This is a genomic window from Campylobacter sp. MG1, assembly GCF_026616895.1.
Lineage (GTDB): Bacteria > Campylobacterota > Campylobacteria > Campylobacterales > Campylobacteraceae > Campylobacter_E.
In genome coordinates this window covers 1-16,411 of sequence record NZ_JANYME010000005.1, presented here as the reverse complement: position 1 = coordinate 16,411, position 16,411 = coordinate 1, and the positions used below count along the sequence as shown (strand labels likewise).

Sequence of the window (16,411 nt, the reverse complement as noted above, 5' to 3'; positions counted from 1 at the left end):
TTATGAATGTAGGTGAACTTGTTTATTATCAAGGACATGCATATTTTTTTCTTATAGTTTTTTTAACCGTAGGTTTATATATGTATATAGTACATTTATATAAAACTCAAAGAGAAGGTAAGAGAGATTATGAAAAATATGCTAAGTTAGCATTAGATGATGATATTGATTCATCTTTATTAGAAAATAGGAGAAAGTTATGAAATGGTTAAATCTTTCTGATAATGTAAATTTATTATCTATTATTGGTGCATCTATTATAATTTTAGTTGTATTAATAGTAGTTGGTAATATGTTTAGACAAATGGTAGCAACTCGTAAAGAAAAAGTTGAGTTGAGTGAACATAATTGGGATGGAATAGGCGAATATAAAAATCCATTGCCATTTGGTTGGGCCTTTATGTTTGTAGTATTAATTTTATTTGCTGTTTGGTACTTTTTAATAGGATTTCCTCTCGGTAAATATTCTTCAATAGGCGAATATAATGTTGAGGTAAATGATTATAATGTTAAATATAAAGAAAAATATGCTAATTTAAACGATGAAGCTAAATTAAATATGGGTGAAAGTGTATTTTTATTAAATTGTGCACCTTGTCATGGAGCTGAAGCTACAGGAATCAATGGAAAAGCACAGGATTTAACAAAATGGGGAAGTACCGAAGGTATTTTAAGTGTATTAGCTAACGGTTCAACAGGACTTGGTTATGGAGAAATGCCAGCTGGTTTGGTTGAAGGAGATGATGCAAAAGCAGTTGCAACTTATGTGGCAAATGGAATGCAAGGCGAAGTTGGAAAAGATATTTTTGAAAATACTTGTGTAGCTTGTCACGGAGAAAATGGCGAAGGTATGGAAGGAGTTGCTCCTGCTTTAAATCACTATGCTGGTGTTGCATTTATTAAAGATGTTTTATCAACTGGTAAGGCTGCTCCAAGTGATGCCGGTGTTAAAGTTATAGGTACTATGCCTAGTTTTAGTGCAATGTTGAGTGAAGAACAAATTGATGCAGTTGCTCGTTATGTAAGCACATTATCAAAGGAGTAAAAGATGGATAATCAAAGCAGAAATTTATTCGGTTTAAATGGAATTACTGGGATGTTAATAGCTACTGTTTTGCTATTATCTATTTTAGCATTTTTGGTTACTTGGTCTGTGAAAGTTCAACAAAAAGAAATAAGAAATACATATAAATTAGAAAAAATTGAAGATGTAAAAATGTTTGAAAATAGGGCTTTAGAAGACTTTAGAAAGGATGTTAAATGAACAAGTTATTAGAAACAATTATAGTTTTGGGAATGGTTGTGTTAGCAGTAGTTACAGCTTGGTCAGTTTTAACCCCTAATCATTTAGGTATTGGATGATAAAATTAGTTTTAGTTTTACTTACTCTTGTGAATTTATTTTCACAAGAGTTATTAAGCAAACAAGTACTTGATAAAATCTATGATTTAAGTTTTGAATTGAAAAATAAAACAGGTATAGAAACTAATGTTTTAATCTCAGATGTAAGCAATTTTAAAGAGTTAAAAGAGCAAATCAATTATAAAGATAATTATGCAGTTATAGTAATTAGTTTGAAAGAAAAAAAAATTGATGTTGTAAGTGATTTAAAATTAAATTTTTCAAGTATTACTAAATATTATTATTTAAAATATGGATTCTTACCTACACAAGGTGCAATATTACCAATACTTACACAACCTAAAGGAAAAGATGTAATAAATGCAGCTGTATTAAATGGTTTTGCTGAATTAGTATATATCATTGCTAATGATAAAAATATTGAATTAAATAGTGGCATAGGTCACTCTAATGAATATTTTATAAATATTTTAAGAGCTATTTTTTATGTATTTATAATTATTTTTATAATTTTATTTGTTAGAAATAAATTTAGGAGCAAGATTTGAAAAATGGAAGATATTGGCCTTATTTAATAATTGGTTCAATTATTTTTATGGTTATAGTTTGTGTTTATACTGTATATTTATCTTTTGATTACCCAGTTGATGAAGATGAAAGCTATTTTTTAAAATACCAAGAAGTAGAAAAAAATTATGCAAATATAAAGAACATAGAAGAAGAATTTTTAAAATATTTTGATATTAACATTATGGCTGAAAAAACTATTTTAGATATTACTAAGACCCAGGCTTTTTTAATAGATAATGGAATTAGCTTTAAGGTAAATGCAAAAGAAAATTTAAAAACTAGCGATATTCAAGTAAAAGCTAAATTAACAAGACCACATACTAAAAAGTTTGATAAATTAATTGATTTTAAATATGATGATAAAAATGAGTTGTTTTATACAAATTTAGATAATTTAGAAAATGGTAGATGGACATTATTGATAGAATTTAAAATTAATGATTTGTTTAAATTTTATAAATTAGAGCTTTGTAAGAATAGATGTAAACAAAATAATTAATTTTAGTTTGAGTATTTTTGTAATTTTTATTTAAAAAAGTGATTAAAAATTACAAAAAATATGTTTTTTTTCTTGAAATTAACTTTATTTTTTTTTAAAATAACCCCCTATTTTTTTAAAAAAGGATACATAATGCGTAGACAGACTTGGACAAGTAGATTTACATATATTTTAACTGTTGCAGGTGCTACTATTGGATTTGGAGCTACTTGGAGATTTCCTTATATGGTAGGAGAAAATGGTGGTGGTGCTTATGTTTTATTATTTATCATAGCTATGTTTTTAGTTGGTGTTCCTATTATTTTAGTTGAGAATGTAATAGGAAGACGAGCTCATAAAAATAGTGTAGATGCCTTTGGTGGTGAAGTAAATGGTAAAAAAATTAATGAATTATGGAAAATAGTTGGTTATGCTGGACTTTTTGGAAGTTACGCTATTATGGCATATTATATGGTTTTAGGTGCTTGGGTTATAACATATATCTTAAATATTTTTTATTCAATATTTGGATTTAATGGATTTGATTTAAGTAATGTTGTTACCGCTGATATTACTAGTGATTTTTATACGAAAAATATAGAACAAAATCCTTTAATGATAAGTATTTATACATTTCTTTTTGTTTTTATAAATTGGTTTATTTTAAGAAGAGGTGTTATTGATGGTATTGAAAAATTTGTAAAATATTTAATGCCATTATTATTTTTATGTTTAATCGCTATGCTTATTAGAAATGTTACTTTAGATGGAGCTTTAGAAGGGATTAAATTTTATTTATATCCTGATTTTAGTAAGATTACACCTAGCATATTTTTGTATGTTATAGGACAGGTATTTTTTGCTTTATCGCTTGGATTTGGTGTTATGATAACTTTATCTAGTCATTTAGATAAAAAAGAAGATTTATTAAAAACAGCGATTATTACAGGTATTGTAAATACTCTTGTAGCAGTTTTAGCAGGATTTATGATATTTCCTTCATTATTTTCTTTCGGATTAAGTCCTGATGCTGGTCCATCATTGGTATTTAAAACCTTGCCTATAGTGTTTTCACATATGCATTTTGGAAATTTCTTTGCTATAGTGTTTTTTATTTTATTATTAACAGCTGCACTTACTACGAGTTTGCCTATTTATCAAGTAATTATTTCTGTATTAGAAGAAAAATTTAAAATTTCAAAAAATACATCAATTAATTTAGTTTTAGGTGGAATTTTTATATTAGGAAATGTTCCAGCTTTATTAAGCTATGGGGTACTTGATAATGTTTTAATTTATGGAAGAAATATTTTTGATACATTTGATTTTATTAGTGGGAATATTTTATTTGTAATTACTTCATTACTTTGTGTTTTCTTTGTTGCATTTGTATTGAAAAAAGATGAAGCTATAAGAGAAATTAGCAATAATTACGAGCTTAAAAATCCACTTTATAAAGCTTGGTTTTATTATATAAAATACTTTATTCCTGTTGTAATTATTGTAATTTTTATAAGTGGTTTTGAGAATTTAAAATCATATATTTTGGGATTTTTTAATTAGATATTTTACGATTTAGCATTAGCTAAATCGTAATAATAAATTATTGTTTATTTTCTACTTTTTCTTTTTTATTGTGTTTTGATTTTTTAGTTTCTTTACTTTTTTTGTTTTTCTTAGCTTCTTTTTTTGCCTTTTTAACTTCTTCTTTTGTTTGATTTACTTCTTCTTTGACTACTTCTTTTTTTTCTTCTATTTTATCGCTAACTTGTTTTACCACTTCTTCTTTAGCTTTTACTTCTTCTACTACCTTTTGCTCACTTTTTTCTAGTATTTTTTCAGCTTTTGCATCATTGATACATTCAGCACTTTTGCAATCTAAAACATCAACTGCAGGAATTTCAGCAGCACATAAATTAAGACCTATAAAGGCAACTAATGACAAACATACTTTTTTCATTTTCATCTCCTTTTAAAAAAGTCGGAGAATTCTAGATGTTAATTATTAAAAATGGTTAATATAAATAATATTTTTTTATCAATTAAAGCTCTAATTGATAAATTATGAAAAAAATAATAACTATCATTTAAATTTGATTTATATATAGGTTCTATAATCTTAAAAAATGAATAAGGGTTGCACTGTGAAAAGATTATTATTTGTTATTTTTGTACTCATCAGTTCATTAATAGCTAGAGATGATGTTGATTATTTCAAGGAAAAAGATTTAATTATAGAAAAGCTAAATAAAGGTTTAGAAGCCTATAAAAAAGGTGATGCAAAAACTGCAAGACAACTTGCAAGTGAAGCTTATTTTCAACATTTTGAAAATATGGAAGGTCCTATTGGAAGAAATATTGGTAGAAAAGGCTATTTGATGGAGAGAAAATTTACCAATCTTCGTGGTTATTATGGGCGTGGAGAAAATATAGGCAAAATTGAAGCTTTAATAGATGGTTTGATATTTGATTTAGAAGAAGTAACGCCAGTTATACAAAATGGCTTTAAAATAGTTGCAGTAGCATCTGATCCAAATTATGATAAAGCAAAAGCTGAAATGAATGCAAGAGAGAATTTATTAAAAACTTGCATTGAAGGTGAGATGATGTTTGGAGCAGATGAAAATAGTGCAAAAACTAAATGTGAAGAACAAAAAGCAGCAGAATTAGCCCATCTTAGCAAAGAAGCAAGTGGAGAAATCACAAAACCAACTATGCAAAAAGAAGTTTATGATAGTTTAGAAGACCTTCAAGCAGCAGCTGCGATTGACCCGAAATTACAATATGTATATGATTTATTAAGTGAGAAATTTGACGAAGCTATTCAATACAATAAGCAAGGAGAATTTACAAAAGCAGCTGATACAATTGGCGTTGCAAGAGAAGAAATATATATAAATACAAATATTGAAATTCTAATAAATGCAACAAAAAATCTTAATATGAGAAGCAAGTTAAGAAGTTTTGGCAGTGATATTCGCGAAGGAAAAGTAACTGAAAGCGATATGAGAGCTAGAAGTGAAGAGATATTAGATTCTATATTTGATGTAATGACTAAAATAGATGCTAGTAATTTAGATAAATTAAAATTAGTTGGATATGTTGATGAGACTAAGAATGTAGATTATACTCAAGTTGCAACTGATATTAAAATAGCTTTAAATAAAATAGTTCAAGACTATGAAACAATGGGAGAAAAAGCAAGTATTGATGCTCTTCAAAATATATATTTAGACATTTTTGAAGCAAAAGGAATGGAGAGTAAAATTGGTGCTGTTAATTCAAATATAAAGCTTGAAATAGAAGCAAAATTTACTAAAGGAACAGCACTAATTAAAAGTAAGGCTTCTAAAGATGAGTTAATTGCTAATTTTGATGAGTTAAACAAATTAATTGAAAGTCAGTTAGATAAAATCAATGATACAAGTGTTTGGTTTTTATTTATATCATCACTTACTATTATTTTAAGAGAAGGTTTAGAAGCTTTAATAATAGTAGTTGCAATAATTTCATATATTATTCAAAGTGGTAATAAAGACAGATTAAATATAGCTTATTCAGCACTTGGTAGTGGTGTTGTTTTATCATTTATCACTGCTTTTATAGTTTCATATTTTATTAAAAATTCAGGACAAAGTAGAGAGCTAATAGAAGGTGTAACAATGCTAATTGCTGTTGTTTTATTATTTTATGTTGGCTTTTGGCTACTTAGTAATGCAAGAAATAAAAAATATGCAAGTAATTTAAAAGAGCAAGCAAGATTAGCTATTACAAATGGAAGTGCTAAAACATTATGGTGGACCGTGTTTTTAGCAGTATTTAGAGAAGGTGCTGAAACAATATTATTTTATCAAGCATTATTGATTGATTCTGGTTCTGGTGCTGGACTTAGTGCTGTTTTAGGTGGTTTAGCTCTTGGTATTGTTATATTAGTAGTTTTATATTTCTTACTTAAAGCTGGTGCAATTAGAATTCCTATAAAACAATTTTTCTTAATAACCTCAATCATTATTTTTTATATGTGTTTTGCTTTTACAGGCAAAGGGATTATGGAACTTGTTGAGGGCAAGGTCTTAACTCCACATCTCATACCAATGCAATTTGAAAGCATTACTTGGTTAGGATTATATCCTTATTATGAGAGCTTAGTTTTACAGGCAATAATCCTCGTCCTATTAATAGGAGGAGTTGTTTATATGCAAATCAAATCAAAGGAGAAACAATGAAAAAATCATTGCTTAGTTTAGTAGCAGGTGCTTTTTTAGCGTCTTCAGTGTTTGCAGGAGAAGTTGAAATTCCTACAATTGATGGTGCAGAAAGCTATAAATTACACGGAATGGAAATAGCAGCTGTGTATCTTCAACCAATTGAAATGGAGCCAAGAGGTATTGATTTAGCAGCGTCTTTAGCTGATATTCACTTAGAAGCTGACATTCACGCTCTTAAAGAAAATCCAAATGGTTTTCCTGAAGGTTTTTGGATGCCATATCTTACAATTGGCTATAAATTAACTAACCTTGATAATGGTAAAACAAAAGTTGGAAAACTTATGCCAATGGTAGCTGATGATGGTCCTCACTATGGTGCAAATATTAAAATGGATACAGGAATTGGTAATTATGAATTAGAATTTGTAATTGATAATCCTGAAAAACAAGGTTTTGGTCGCCACGTAGATAAAGAAACAGGTGTTGATAAGTGGTTTGATACTTTTAGCGTTAAATATAAATTCAAATACACAGGAACACCTGATAAATAAAACTTAAATATAGAAAGCTAAAATGCTTTCTATATAAAATATACAAAAATAAGGACAATAATGAGTATATATTTTATGCATTTATTTCTTGAAGCCTTTGTGATTAGTTTTTTCGTAGCGTTTGTAGGTAAGAATAATTCAGTTTTTAAAGTTTTAATCTCAGCATTAGTTGGTTTTATTTTTGGATATATTGCTTTTTATATAATTAATTATGAAAAACAAAATAAAATAGGTTTGATAATAGCTGATAGTATTTTAATTGTTTCACTTATAATGGTGTTTTTAAGAAATTTTAAAATTATTAGTTTTATTAGTTCAATTTTATTAACATTTGCTTGTTCTATTAGATATTTTTTGATGAGTTCAAATTTTCCTATATTTGAGTCTAATTTATTAGATACTCAAGGGGTATTTAATTTTGCATTTATATTATTAGCGATTTTTGTTTGTTTTGTGTTTTTTATTAGCTTTACATATTCAACTAAACATTCAAAGTCAAAATTAAATTTGTTTATAGCCATTATTTTAGCTTTGATGTTTATAAATGAATGTCTAGCTGAATTAGCACTTTATGGAATGAAAACTAGAAGCTTAGGTGTTTTAAGTGATAGTGATTTGTTGTTAAGCTATATTGGTAAAAGTAAACATTATGTTGAATTTTATTATTATATTTGTTTAATTTTAGCTATTATTTATGTTGGATTATGTTTAAAATTGCGTCCAAAATTTAGAGAAAAAAGGTGTGATTTTGATATAGAATATAGAAAAAATAAACACTTAATTAATACGATTAATATTCATTTTAGTATTACATTTTTATTGAGCGTTGTATCTTTTTTAGTAATTATTTATTATGATTTAGTAGCTTCAAAACCTATATCAATAGATGAGCCTTTAGTAATTACACCTAAGAGTAAAGATTATTTTGAATTTAATTTACAAGAAGTTAGTGATGGTAAACTTCATAGATATGCCTATATCTCAAGTTCAGGTAAAAAAATAAGATTTTTTATTATCAATCGTTTTAAAGGTAAGATTACACCTGTTGCTGTTTTTGATTCTTGTATGATTTGCGGTGATTTAGGCTATATTTTACAAAATGATGAATTAATTTGTGTAGCTTGTAATGTGAGATTATTTTTACCAAGTGTTGGTAAAGCTGGTGGATGTAATCCTATCCCGCTTGAATATGAAATAGATGAGAAAAATAATAAATTTTTAATTAAAATCAGTGAAATTATTAATGGAGAAAATTATTTTAGTGAGATTGTAGAAGTTGAAGTAATAGACCCCGTTAATGGAGATAAATTTATAAATTTAAAAGCTAAAAAATCATATATGTATAATGGAATAAATTATTATTTTAGCACTGATAAAAGTTATGAGGAATTTAAACAAAATCCAGATAAATATGTAAGCACAAGTGATATTGTTCCTTTTAGAATAAATGGATATCAAAGTTAAGGAGAAAAAATGTTTTTAAGAATTATAAAAAAGTCAATTTTTGGTAATGTAACTCAAAAACTCCTTAGTTTTGCTACTATTTTTTTAGCTTGTTTGCTACTTTCTTGTATGTTAAATATTACTATGGGTGTAGGTAATGAACTTACAAAGGAATTAAGAAATTATGGAGCTAATATTAGTGTGGTACCACAAGGTTCAGCACTTAGCATAGAAGTTGGAAATAAAACTTTTAAACCATTTGAAAGTAAGAATTATTTAGAACTTAAAGATTTACACAAGATAAAAGAAATTTTTTGGAGAAATAACATAATAGCTTTTGCTCCATTTAAGGATTATAAGGCTAAATATCAAGGAAAAGAGATAAAAATTTTAGGTACTTATTTTAATAAAAATATCCCTATAGATGGCGAAGATGATTATACTACAGGGATTTTAGGACTATTTCCTTTTTGGAAAAGTGATATGAATTTTGTAGATGATGAAAATAAAGAAATTCAAGCAAATATAGGGACTGAATTTGCTAATACTTTTGGTTTAAAAAGTGGTGATGAAATTGATGTTGAATTTGAATCAGGCGTAAAAAAAATAAAAATAGTAGGTATTATTAATAATTTAGGTGATTATGATAATAAATTAATAATAAATATTGATAAATTGAATGAGATTATAGGTGATGATGCTACATACGAAAGAGCTGAAGTTTCAGCACTTACAATTCCTGAAAATGATTTAGCTATTAGAGCAAGGCATGATAAAGATAGCCTTGATTCAGTTGAATTTGATAAATGGTATTGTACCGCTTATGTTAGTTCAATCGCTTATCAAATAGAAGAAGATTACAAAGGAGCAAGTGCAAAAGCCGTTAGTAAAGTAGCAGATGCTGAAAGCTCTATCGTTAAAAAAATTCAAGGTTTAATGGGAATAATATTTTTAATATCTTTAGTTGTTGCTAGTGTTGCACAAGCATCTCTTATAAATAGTGATGTTTATAGGCGTTCAAAAGAAATAGGATTATTAAAAGCTTTAGGTGCAAATAATTTACAAATATATTTGATATTTATGGTTGATTATTTATGTGTTAGTTTAGTTGCTAGTGTGTTTGGGAGTATTTTCGGATTTTTTGTAAGTGATTTAATTGCCTTGAATATTTTTTCTCATAGCATAAGTTATAATTTTATCATTATATTTATATGTATGTTTTTTGCAAGTTTAATTGCTATATTTGGCTCATTACTTGCTACTAAGAATTTTATAAAACTTGAAATTGTTGAGGTGCTTTATGGTAGGAAATAATTTTTTCACAACTCAGGTTAAAAAAAGCATATGCTTTTCTAAACAAAGATTATTAATTATTATTATAGCTATTTTTATGGGGACTGCTGTATCTAACGCTTTTTTAAATGTATATTTTGATATTGACAATAAAATGAGTAAAGAGCTTAAAAGTTATGGTGCTAATATGATTTTAAGTGCAAAAAATAGTGATTATGTAGATATTGAAGATGTTATAAATATTAAAAAAGAAATAAATTCTAATAAACTCTTAGCATTTTCACCATATTTATACTTTACTCCTAGCTATTCAAGTAGGCAGATATTAGTTGCTGGTGTTAATTTTGATGAATTTAAAAAAATTAATAAATTTCTAACTATTTTAAAAGGAAATTTAAGTCCTAATGAATATTCAAAAAGCGATAGTATATATCTTGGTGTTGATTTAGCTAATACGCTTGATAAAAAACTTAATTCTAAATTAATTTTAAATTACAAACATAATGATAAGGTTATTGAAAAAACTTTTATAGTAAAGGGTATATTCTCAAGTGGTGATGAAATTGATGCTATGGCTTTTATAAATTTAGAAGAAGCTAAGGAATTTTCAGGAATTTTTAAATATTCTTATGTGTCCTTAATAGTTGATGATGATTTTGAAAATTTAAATACTTTAAGTGAAAGCATAAATAATAAAAATGCAGAACTTAAAACTATTCCTAGTGTTAGTATGAAAGAAGGAGCTATTTTAGAAAAGATTAAAGGTCTTATGTTTTTAATATCTATTGTTATTTTAATAATAAGTTCTACTAGCGTTAATAACACACTTAGTTCTATTATTTTTTCAAGAAAAAAAGAAATTTCATTACACATAGCTTTAGGTGCAAATAAAAATCATATTATAAAATTATTTGCTAGCGAAGTTTTTATACTTACTTTAATTGCTTCGTTATTAGGCTCGGTTGGCGGTTATTTACTAGCACAACTTTTAGGTTCTATTATTTTTAATGCTAGTATTGATTTTAGATTTAGTGCTTTTATAATAGCAATTTTAATTTCATTTTTATTTGCTGCATTTGCTGCATTTTTTCCTATAAGAAAAGCCCTTAGTATAGATATTGTAGATAATTTAAGAGGAGAATAAATGAGTATTATTAAGATTAGTAATTTACATAAAAGATTTGATAAAGCCCATGTTTTAAAAGGTCTTAATTTTGAATTAAATCAAGGTCGTTGGCTTAGTATTGTAGGTAAGAGTGGTAGTGGAAAAACTACGCTTTTAAATATTTTATCATTGCTTGATAATGCAAGTGAAGGCGAATACTTTTTAGATGGTATTAATGTAACTCATTTAAGTGAAGCTGATAAACAAAGAATAAGAAGAGAAAAAATAGGGCTTATTTTTCAACAATTTCATTTAATACCTTATTTAAGCGTATTAGAAAATGTTATGCTAGCTCAATATTATCATTCAAGTATTGAAGAAAATGATGCTAAGAAAATCTTAGATAAAGTAGGATTATTAGATAGATTAGAGCATTTACCTAGCGAATTAAGTGGTGGTCAGCAACAACGCCTTTGCATAGCTAGAAGTCTTATTAATAATCCAAATATTTTATTAGCTGATGAGCCTACTGGCAATCTTGATGAAGAAAATGGAGAAATAGTTTTAGATATATTTAAAAAATTAAGAAGCGAAGGCAAGACAATTATATTAATTACTCACAATCCTGACTTGGCTAAAAATGGAGATGAGATAATTACTATTAAAGATGGACTTATAGTGAATGAATAAAATAATTTTATTTTTATTTGCTTTAGTTTTTATGGCTTGCGATGAATCAAATTTAAGTATTAATTCTAAAGCACCTGATATTTTTGCAAAAACTACGAATAATGAAAATGTAAAACTCTTAAGAAATGGTATTGAAATAGTTGAATTTTGGGAGAATGGTTGCGCTGCTTGTCTTAAAGTGATGGCAAATTTAAATGATTATGCTGTTAAGAATAATATTAAAATATATGCAATTAATTCTATTGATGATTTAAAAGTAATTAAAAAACATGAAGATGAACATAATTATGAGAGCATGATATTTTTAAAAGACCAACAAGATATTTCATGGAGTAGGTATGAAATTTTTGCAGTTCCTACTTTATTTATAATAAAAGATGGGATTTTAGTTGAAAAAATTTTAGGTGATAGGGGCTTTAATTATATTAAAGAAAAAATTGAAAGGAATTTATGAAATTTATATTAGCATTTTTAATTCTTTTTGTTTTAGCATGTAAAGATGAGAGTATGCTAACACTTAATTCTAATGAATTTTTAAATTTAAAATATGATGCTAAAAAAAAGGCATTAAAAGGATTAAATGAGCCTTTTATGTTGTTTTTTTACACAAAAGATTGCGGTGTATGTGCTAAACAAATTCCTATCTTAAATGAGCTTAGTAAGGATTATAAAATTATTGCTGTATTAGGTGGTATGAGAGATTATGATATGGCAAAAGAAAGCTTAAAAGGTGTTACATTTGCTACTATTTATGAGAGTTTAGATGTTGAGTATTTAAGCAATGTAGTAGGTGGTGTTTGGGGTGTGCCTGCTATGTTTATTTATGATAAAGATGGAAAAATGGTTAAAAAATTTATATCGCTTACTCCAAAATCTGTCTTAGAAAATGAATTAAAAATATTGTGATTTTTTATTATAAGTGTTACTTTTTATAATTATTTTTGATTTTATTTTTCGTAAATTTATATTTTATTCTTAAAAGTAATTAAAAGTATTATAATTTTTTTAGATTATTTTTAGGATTTTTATGAGTAAGTGTTTAAATGATAAACAAGGTTCATTACTTGTTTTTTTAGGTGGTTTAGCGTGGGGTTTTTCTGGTGCTTGTGGTGAATATATATTGAATAATCGTGGTTTAAGTGTTGATATATTAATACCATTAAGATTATTGCTAGCTGGTTTAGCAACTTTATTTTATTGTAAGATATCTAAAATTGATTTAGCATTTGGTGTTTTTAAAAATAAATTTCATTTATTAAGATTATTAGCGTTTGGATTTTTCGGTATATTTTTTTGTCAATATTTTTATTTTTATGGAATTTCTTTAAGCAATGCAGCAATCGCTACCGTTATTCAATATACCGCACCTGCATTTATTATTTTAATAGTATGTATTGAAGAAAGAAAAAAACCAAATTTATATGAAATTTTATCTTTGTTTTTTGTAGTTTTTGGCATATTACTTTTAGCTACGAATGGTGATTTTACTAAATTTGCTATTACTCCTAAAGCATTGTTTGTTTGTTCTCTTTCTGTAATAGGTGTTGTTTGTTATTCTTTAATTCCAAGAAAATTAAATAAAATTTATTCACCATTGCCTATTTTAGGTTATGCGATGCTTATAATGGGTATTGTTTTGTGTTTAAAAGAACAAATTTGGAATAAAAGTTTTTATATAGATTTAAACTTATTTTTAGCAATGTTTTCAGTCATTATTATAGGAACGGTTTTTGCATTTGGAACATATATGATTGGTCTTAATATAATAGGTGCAACTAAGGCTAGTTTAATTGCGTCAGTTGAACCAGTAGGGGCTGCTATAATTGCTTATTTGTGGTTAGGTACGAGCCTTGATTTTATTCAAATCATAGGCTTTATTTTGATAATGAGTGCTGTATTTTTAACAATTATTAGGAAGTAAATTTATTCAATAGGTATAAATAATTGAAAATTATCATCTAATATTTCATATAATTTTGAAAAATCATTAGAAAAATATTTAAAAGTATTTTTATCTAATAGGTGTTTTTCAAATCCTAAACAATGCATAATAGTTAAGTCATTTTTGATAGTAAATAATGGATTAGTACTTTTAAATTCAACAAGTTCTAAATTTTTACCAAAAAATTTACTTTGTGTATCTATATGCTCTATTAAGTCATCACTAATTGCGTTAGAATTATCAAAATACATTAATTTTGCTTCTATATTTAATATTATACTTATATCAAGTAGTATTGATGTTAAATTTTCTACACCTAATGAACCTGAACTAATGCAAGTTATTGTATTGATTTTTGCAAAATCTATTTTTCCTACTTTTAAAATAGGCATAGAACTATTATATAATTTTTTAGAATATTTTTTAAATATGTGTTTTGATACTATAAAAATTCCTGAATTATTAGAATAAAATTCATCAATAATATGGCTAGTATCAATATTTTCATATTTTATGTGAACATTTATTGTTATTTTTTTTAGTTTTTTTAATTTTTGTAAATGATGATTAATAGTTGGATTTATCACATAAAAAATCAATTTTATACTGTTGCTTTTGCTATGTAATAATAATGCAGTATTTATCAAATTATCTATATTATCATCAATACTCATATCAATTATTACACAAATACTATCTCCATAAGGACTAGGAAATTGTCCTACTTGACCTTTAATCCTTGAAAATATTAAATTTAGTATATTTGGGTCGCCGACTAAAATTAATTCATCATTTGGTAAAATTTGTGTATCTGGTTTTGGTAAAATAATTTTAGAATTACGATAAATCAAGGCAATTTTATAATATTCTTGTGCTATAGCATTTATATGTTTATTTGCATAAATTGAGCCAACAGGAACCCTTACTTGCATAATTTCGCCTTTTCCTAATCCAATATCCCTTGCAATCATTGGCATATTAGGTAAATTATCTATTAAATTATTTATTATTATTTGTTTAGTATTAATTAATGTACAAAATGAATCATTTTCATATTCTTTACTATTAGATAGAACAATTACATTTGTTCTTTTAGCTAAATTTCTAAAAGCATCATAGGCGAGTCTTGTGTCTTCATCGTTATTAAATAGTATAAAGCCTAATTCAATTTTGCCATCTATATAGTTTTTTACTCTAGCTGCATTAGTTGGATCAACTTTAATATGAGTAAAATTATTTTTAAAATCTAAGTCATCTTGGCAAATGATTATATATTCTTTTGTATTATCTTTAATGGTAGCAAGGCGTTTTAAAAAATCTTTTGCTACATTAATTTGTGCTAAAACTAATATTTTTTTCATAACAACTCCATTTTATAAAGGAAAATTATAATGAAATTTGATTTATATTCAACAGATAATAATGCTAGACTTGGTAAAGTAAGCACAGCTCACGGGGAATTTAATACTCCTTGTTTTATGCCAGTAGGAACTCAAGGCTGCGTAAAAGCCCTAGATGCAACCGATATGCAAAAGACTTTAGGAGCAAAAATAATCCTAGCAAATACTTATCATACTTATTTAAGACCAGGTGCTGATTTGATAGCTAGACACGGCGGGCTACATAATTTTACTAAATTTAATGGAAGCTTTCTAACTGATAGTGGTGGATTTCAAGCTTTTTCACTAAGTAAAAATACAAAACATAGTGATGATGGAATTACTTTTAAAAGCCACATTGATGGGATCTTACATCATTTTACACCTGCAAGTGTTTTAAAAACAGAGTATTTATTAAATAGTGATATTTGTATGGTTTTAGATGATTTATGTGCTTTACCTGCTAGTGAAGAAAGGATTAAAGCAAGTCTTAAACGCACTATTTATTGGGCTAAACTCTCGCTTGAGATGAAAAAAGAATTTCAAAATACAGATGAAATTACCTTGCTTCAAAAATATTCAAAAGAGCTTTATAAAAGCGAGTTTAAAAAGCTTTATACAAATGAATTAAAAAGAGAGCAAAATATCTTTGCTATCGTTCAAGGTGGGACTAATCATACGCTAAGAAGTGAGTGTTTAAAAGGTATTTTAGATGCTGAAAATGAATACTATTTTGATGGACTTGCAATTGGTGGGTTAAGCGTTGGAGAGCCAAATGAATTAATGTATGAAACGGTAGAAAAACTAGCCCCACAAATGCCACAAAATCGTCCAAGATATTTAATGGGAGTTGGAACTCCGCTTGATTTGGTAGAAAATGTCGCTCGTGGGGTTGATATGTTTGATTGCGTTATGCCTACTAGAAATGCTAGAAATGGCACATTATTTACAAGTTTTGGCAAAATAAATATAAAGGCTAGTTTTATGAAAGATGATAATGAGCCAATTGATAAAAACTGCTCTTGTTATACTTGTAGAAATTACAGCCGTGCTTATGTTCATCATTTGTTTAAAGCTGGAGAGATTACATTTTTTCGCTTAGCAAGTCTTCATAATTTGCATTATTATTTAAATTTAATGAGTGAGATTAGAGAAAATATAGCTAATAAAACTTTTACCAGTTTTTACAAAAATTTCAAAGAAATTCACAAATGATATTATAAATTTAAGTTTTAATTAAGTTTAAAAACATATAATTCAGGTTTTCATTTGCATTTACACTCAAATATAAGTTAAGCAAATATGTTATTTTAAATAGTTTTATTGTTAATTTTAAATATATCAATTATTTCAACGTCAATCTTTGATATCTAAACAAGTGATCAAGAGC

At 26.4% G+C, this 16,411-nt stretch carries 18 protein-coding genes; 16 read left to right on the top strand and 2 right to left on the bottom strand.

The genetic code is table 11. The features are described 5' to 3' along the window. Window positions 1–2 precede the first annotated feature (2 nt). From NY022_RS05040 to NY022_RS05010, 6 genes are all read left to right on the top strand, one after another. On the top strand, window positions 3–203 hold the full coding sequence (locus NY022_RS05040) for a cytochrome c oxidase, cbb3-type, CcoQ subunit (RefSeq protein WP_267524088.1): 201 nt from the start codon (window positions 3–5) through the stop codon (window positions 201–203). Next, a complete protein-coding gene (locus NY022_RS05035) occupies window positions 200–1,045 on the top strand; it encodes a c-type cytochrome (RefSeq protein ID WP_267524087.1) in 846 nt (281 codons plus the stop codon). The genes NY022_RS05040 and NY022_RS05035 overlap by 4 nt, the downstream gene beginning before the upstream one ends. Before the next feature lie 3 nt (window positions 1,046–1,048). Next, window positions 1,049–1,264 (top strand): DUF4006 family protein, encoded by a 216-nt coding sequence (locus NY022_RS05030; protein WP_267524085.1) that lies wholly within the window; start codon window positions 1,049–1,051, stop codon window positions 1,262–1,264. 94 nt (window positions 1,265–1,358) lie between these two features. Next, window positions 1,359–1,910, top strand: a complete 552-nt coding sequence (locus NY022_RS05020; protein WP_267524081.1) for a hypothetical protein — start codon at window positions 1,359–1,361, stop codon at window positions 1,908–1,910. After that, complete coding sequence (locus NY022_RS05015; RefSeq protein ID WP_267524079.1) at window positions 1,907–2,431, top strand: FixH family protein; 525 nt, start codon at window positions 1,907–1,909, stop codon at window positions 2,429–2,431. Before NY022_RS05020 ends, NY022_RS05015 begins: the two co-directional genes overlap by 4 nt. A 132-nt stretch (window positions 2,432–2,563) precedes the next feature. Next, on the top strand, window positions 2,564–3,973 hold the full coding sequence (locus NY022_RS05010) for a sodium-dependent transporter (RefSeq protein WP_267524077.1): 1,410 nt from the start codon (window positions 2,564–2,566) through the stop codon (window positions 3,971–3,973). 40 nt (window positions 3,974–4,013) lie between these two features. On the opposite strand, the gene NY022_RS05005 is transcribed toward NY022_RS05010, so the two are convergent. After that, entirely contained in the window at window positions 4,014–4,370 is a 357-nt protein-coding gene (locus tag NY022_RS05005; protein ID WP_267524076.1) for a hypothetical protein, read from the bottom strand. A gap of 184 nt (window positions 4,371–4,554) precedes the next feature. Here NY022_RS05005 and NY022_RS05000 point away from each other — a divergent pair, with 184 nt between their 5' ends. The 9 genes from NY022_RS05000 to NY022_RS04960 all read left to right on the top strand — a co-directional run bounded on the left by NY022_RS05000 (window position 4,555) and on the right by NY022_RS04960 (window position 13,621). Beyond that, window positions 4,555–6,636, top strand: coding sequence for an FTR1 family iron permease (locus NY022_RS05000; RefSeq protein WP_267524074.1), 2,082 nt, complete (start codon window positions 4,555–4,557; stop codon window positions 6,634–6,636). Continuing rightward, complete coding sequence (locus tag NY022_RS04995; RefSeq protein WP_267524073.1) at window positions 6,633–7,169, top strand: iron transporter; 537 nt, start codon at window positions 6,633–6,635, stop codon at window positions 7,167–7,169. Before NY022_RS05000 ends, NY022_RS04995 begins: the two co-directional genes overlap by 4 nt. 60 nt (window positions 7,170–7,229) lie before the next feature. After that, the gene (locus tag NY022_RS04990; RefSeq protein WP_267524071.1) at window positions 7,230–8,633 is read left to right on the top strand and encodes a Fe-S-containing protein; all 1,404 of its coding nucleotides are present in this window, start codon (window positions 7,230–7,232) and stop codon (window positions 8,631–8,633) included. 9 nt (window positions 8,634–8,642) lie between these two features. Further along, on the top strand, window positions 8,643–9,926 hold the full coding sequence (locus NY022_RS04985; protein WP_267524069.1) for an ABC transporter permease: 1,284 nt from the start codon (window positions 8,643–8,645) through the stop codon (window positions 9,924–9,926). Next, window positions 9,913–11,049: an ABC transporter permease gene (locus NY022_RS04980; RefSeq protein WP_267524067.1), complete on the top strand. Its 1,137-nt coding sequence runs from the start codon at window positions 9,913–9,915 to the stop codon at window positions 11,047–11,049. Before NY022_RS04985 ends, NY022_RS04980 begins: the two co-directional genes overlap by 14 nt. Continuing rightward, window positions 11,050–11,700: an ABC transporter ATP-binding protein gene (locus NY022_RS04975; RefSeq protein ID WP_267524065.1), complete on the top strand. Its 651-nt coding sequence runs from the start codon at window positions 11,050–11,052 to the stop codon at window positions 11,698–11,700. Beyond that, complete coding sequence (locus NY022_RS04970) at window positions 11,693–12,154, top strand: TlpA family protein disulfide reductase (RefSeq protein ID WP_267524063.1); 462 nt, start codon at window positions 11,693–11,695, stop codon at window positions 12,152–12,154. Before NY022_RS04975 ends, NY022_RS04970 begins: the two co-directional genes overlap by 8 nt. Next, the gene (locus tag NY022_RS04965; RefSeq protein ID WP_267524062.1) at window positions 12,151–12,606 is read left to right on the top strand and encodes a TlpA family protein disulfide reductase; all 456 of its coding nucleotides are present in this window, start codon (window positions 12,151–12,153) and stop codon (window positions 12,604–12,606) included. The genes NY022_RS04970 and NY022_RS04965 overlap by 4 nt, the downstream gene beginning before the upstream one ends. A gap of 121 nt (window positions 12,607–12,727) precedes the next feature. After that, window positions 12,728–13,621: a DMT family transporter gene (locus NY022_RS04960; protein ID WP_267524059.1), complete on the top strand. Its 894-nt coding sequence runs from the start codon at window positions 12,728–12,730 to the stop codon at window positions 13,619–13,621. Between the two features lie 2 nt (window positions 13,622–13,623). Here the strand turns inward: NY022_RS04960 and NY022_RS04955 are convergent, their stop codons facing one another. Continuing rightward, the gene (locus NY022_RS04955) at window positions 13,624–15,003 is read right to left on the bottom strand and encodes a TrkA C-terminal domain-containing protein (protein ID WP_267524058.1); all 1,380 of its coding nucleotides are present in this window, start codon (window positions 15,001–15,003) and stop codon (window positions 13,624–13,626) included. A gap of 30 nt (window positions 15,004–15,033) precedes the next feature. On the opposite strand from NY022_RS04955, the gene NY022_RS04950 reads away from it, so the two are divergent. After that, window positions 15,034–16,236, top strand: coding sequence for a tRNA guanosine(34) transglycosylase Tgt (locus NY022_RS04950; RefSeq protein ID WP_267524056.1), 1,203 nt, complete (start codon window positions 15,034–15,036; stop codon window positions 16,234–16,236). Window positions 16,237–16,411 lie beyond the last annotated feature (175 nt).